Raw genomic sequence first — 3,235 nt, forward strand, 5'->3', positions numbered from 1 at the left:
TCTGCACCTTGCCGCCCTCGTTGTGCGGCAGCCGCTCGACGCGCTCGAGCAGCGCTGGCACCTCGTGGGGGGCGAGCAGGTCGCGCAGCGACCGCCTGAGCCCGGCAGGGTCGATCGCGTGGTCACTGACCACCGCGGCGGCCAGCACGCTGCCGCCTCCGGGGCTGGTCACGCCGAAGACCGCGGCCTCATTGATGCCGGGTTGGCGCCGCAGGGCGTCCTCGACCCTGAGCGTCGAGACGTTGTGGCCGCCAGCGTCGACCAGGTCGGCCTCGCGGTCGAGCAGGGAGAGGTGGCCGGTTTCGTCCATCACGCCGATGTCGCCGGTGCGCACCCAGGCACCATCGACGACAGCCGCGGTGGCCTCACCGTCGCCCCAGTAGCGGCGGGCGTGGCCGGGTGTGCGTAGCCAGACCGCCCCTGGCGTGCCGGCTGGCTGGGGTCGTCCCTGCGGGTCGCGCACCTGCAGCGCGGTCGGGTCGGCCGGACGCCCCAACGTGCCGGGGCGAGACGGGTCGACGACGACCACCGTCTGCGCGGGGCTGGCCTCGGTGGTGGTGTAGGTGTCGACCAGGGTGACGTGTGGCAGCGCAGACAGCAGTTGCCCAGCCACATCGCGTGGCAGTGGGGCCGCTGTCGACGAGACCAGCACCAGACTCGACAGGTCGTGGCGCTCCAGCGCCCCTGAGCGCACCAGGTCGGTGATCATCGCCGGCACCAGGAACGCTGACCCGATTCCGCATGCCTCGATCACCTCGCAGAAGGCGTCGGCCTCGAAGTACGGCTCGATCACCAGGGTGGGACGAGCGACCAGCGTGGCCAGCATCGCCGCCTGGGCCGCGTTGGTGCCCATCGGGAAGGCATGCAGCGCATGGTGGGAGTGGCCCAGGTAGGGAGGACGACGCGGGGGAAGGCCAGCAGCCAGGTTGCCGTGACTGGCCAGCACGCCCTTGCGACGCCCGGTGGTGCCCGAGGTGTAGAGGATCTGGGCCGGCTCGGACGGGCTGAGCGACGGCACAGCACGGGCTGTCGAGGTCGAGCGCAGCTCGTCCAGGCTGACGGTCGGGCGGCCGGGTGGTGGTGCCACGTCGCTGGTGGTGACCAACAACTGCGGCGAGCAGTCGTCCAGCACCTCGCGCGCAGCCGGCGCCGGACTGCTGCTGGGCAGCGGCACGGCCACTCCCCCCGCTGCCAGCACGCCGAAGTAGGCCACCGCATAGTCGAGCCAGTTCGCGGGATCGCTCCACAGTGCGACCCGTTCGCCGCGGCCCAGGCTGCGCTCGAGCAGGCCGCAGGCCACAGCCTGGGACTGCCGCCACCAGCGGTCGAAACTGAGCTCGAGGTCTCCAACCTGCAGCGCGAGGTGCTGTGGATCCCGGGTGGCACGCAGCCCAAGAGCTTCGACGATCATGCTGCGAAGCTATGGTCCGACGGGGTCACTCCATCGGGCCCCGACCGGGCCCCCGTCGCCCAACTGCGGCTGACGCCGGTGCGTGGCCGAGGCCACGCCGCTGTGCTCAGAGCAGGTCGTGGATCATCACCGACTGCTCACGGCCCGGGCCGACCCCGATGCCCGAGATCCGGCAACCCACCAACTTCTCGAGTCGCTGCACGTAGGCCTGGCAGTTGAGCGGAAGGTCGGTGAAGCTGCGCGCCTCGGAGATGTCCTCGGTCCAGCCGTCGAGGTACTCATAGATCGGCTTGGCGTGGTGCAGGTCGGACTGGGTCATCGGCATGGTGTCGTGGCGCACCCCGTTGACGTCGTAGGCGACGCAGACCGGGATCTTCTCCCAGCCCGACAGGATGTCGAGCTTGGTCAAGAAGATGTCGGTGAAGTTGTTGACCAAGGTGGCGTGCTCGACGACCACGGCGTCGAACCATCCACAGCGGCGCTTGCGCCCAGTGGTGGCGCCGTACTCGTTGCCCTTCTCGCGCAGCGTCTCACCGTCCTCGTCGAACAACTCGGTCGGGAACGGACCCTCGCCCACGCGGGTGGTGTAGGCCTTGGCGATGCCGACCACCCGGTCGATCCGGGTGGGGCCCATCCCGGTACCGGTGCAGGCGCCGGCCGCGCCCGGGTTGGACGAGGTGACGTAGGGGTAGGTGCCGTGGTCGACGTCGAGGTGGCTGGCCTGCGCTCCCTCGAACAGGACGACCTTGTCGGCGTCGAGTGCCTCGTTGAGCACCCTGGAGCAGTCGATCACGTGGGGGCGCAGGGTCTCGGCGTGCGAGAGCAGCAGTTCGGTGGTCTGCACCGGGTCGATCTCGCGGCGGTTGTAGACCTTGACCAGCAGGTGGTTCTTCTGGTCGAGGGAGGCCTCGACCTTCTGGCGCAGGATCGACTCGTCGAACAGGTCCTGCACCCGGATGCCGATCCGGTTGACCTTGTCGGCGTAGGCCGGGCCGACACCTCGTCCGGTGGTGCCGATGCGGCGCTTGCCCAGGAAGCGCTCGGTGACCTTGTCGATGGTGGTGTGGAACGGGGCGATGATGTGTGCGTTGGCGCTCAGCAGTGGGTGCGCCACGTCGAGCCCGCGCGAGCGCAGCGCCTGCATCTCGCTGGCCATCACATCGAGGTCGATGACCACCCCGTTGCCCAGGATCGTGGTGGTGCCGGGGTTGAGGATGCCCGAGGGCAGCAGGTGCAGCACGAACTTCTCGCCACCGACGACGATGGTGTGACCGGCGTTGTTGCCACCGGAGTAGCGCACGCAGTAGTCGACGCGTTCGCCCAGTTGGTCGGTCGCCTTGCCCTTGCCCTCGTCGCCCCACTGGGCTCCGACCACGATGATGCCCGGCATCTCAGCCGCCCCTCTTCACTGCCGACGCCAACCGCCGACACAACTGAAGCCCCCTCACCAAGGGTTCGCGGCAAGTGGGGCTCTTGCGCCCCGAGTCTACGGGTGCTGACGACCGACGGCCGGGTTTGTCCACAGCACAGGGGCGAACCCCCCGCCGGCGACCTCGATGGCGGCGAGCTGGCGGTCGGCCGGACGCCAGGTTCAGAACTCGTTGGACGACAGTTCCTGCCAGGCCTGTTCGGAGCAGTCGCGAAGGAACTGGGCGCAGCGGGAGGCCTCGGCGTCGTCCCCGATCCTGGCCGAAGCGATGGTCAGCGCCCACAGCGCGCGCAGGAAGCCCTGGTTCGGTTCGTGCTCCCACGGCACCGGTCCCGCACCCTTCCATCCGCTTCGGCGCAGCGCGTCGAGCCCTCGGTGGTAGCCGGTGCGGGCGT

The 3,235-nt window shown here is 69.7% G+C and carries 3 protein-coding genes; all 3 read right to left on the bottom strand.

The window, feature by feature from the left end:
• A partial coding sequence (locus tag IE660_RS15210) for a class I adenylate-forming enzyme family protein (protein ID WP_203569237.1) occupies nt 1–1,411 on the bottom strand: 1,411 nt, incomplete at its 3' end.
• A gap of 106 nt (nt 1,412–1,517) precedes the next feature.
• On the bottom strand, nt 1,518–2,801 hold the full coding sequence (locus tag IE660_RS15215; RefSeq protein WP_203569238.1) for an adenylosuccinate synthase: 1,284 nt from the start codon (nt 2,799–2,801) through the stop codon (nt 1,518–1,520).
• Between the two features lie 201 nt (nt 2,802–3,002).
• Nucleotides 3,003–3,235, bottom strand: a 233-nt coding sequence (locus tag IE660_RS15220) for a DUF3151 domain-containing protein (RefSeq protein WP_203569239.1), incomplete at its 5' end; no start/stop codon positions are given.

Origin of the sequence: Aestuariimicrobium ganziense (assembly GCF_015352975.1) — a bacterium.
Classification (GTDB): Bacteria; Actinomycetota; Actinomycetes; order Propionibacteriales; family Propionibacteriaceae; genus Aestuariimicrobium; species Aestuariimicrobium ganziense.

Bases quoted from the DNA above. Each gene is read 5' to 3' on its own strand.
- IE660_RS15215 (WP_203569238.1), bottom strand. From the start codon at position 2,801: ATGCCGGGCATCATCGTGGTCGGAGCCCAGTGGGGCGACGAGGGCAAG.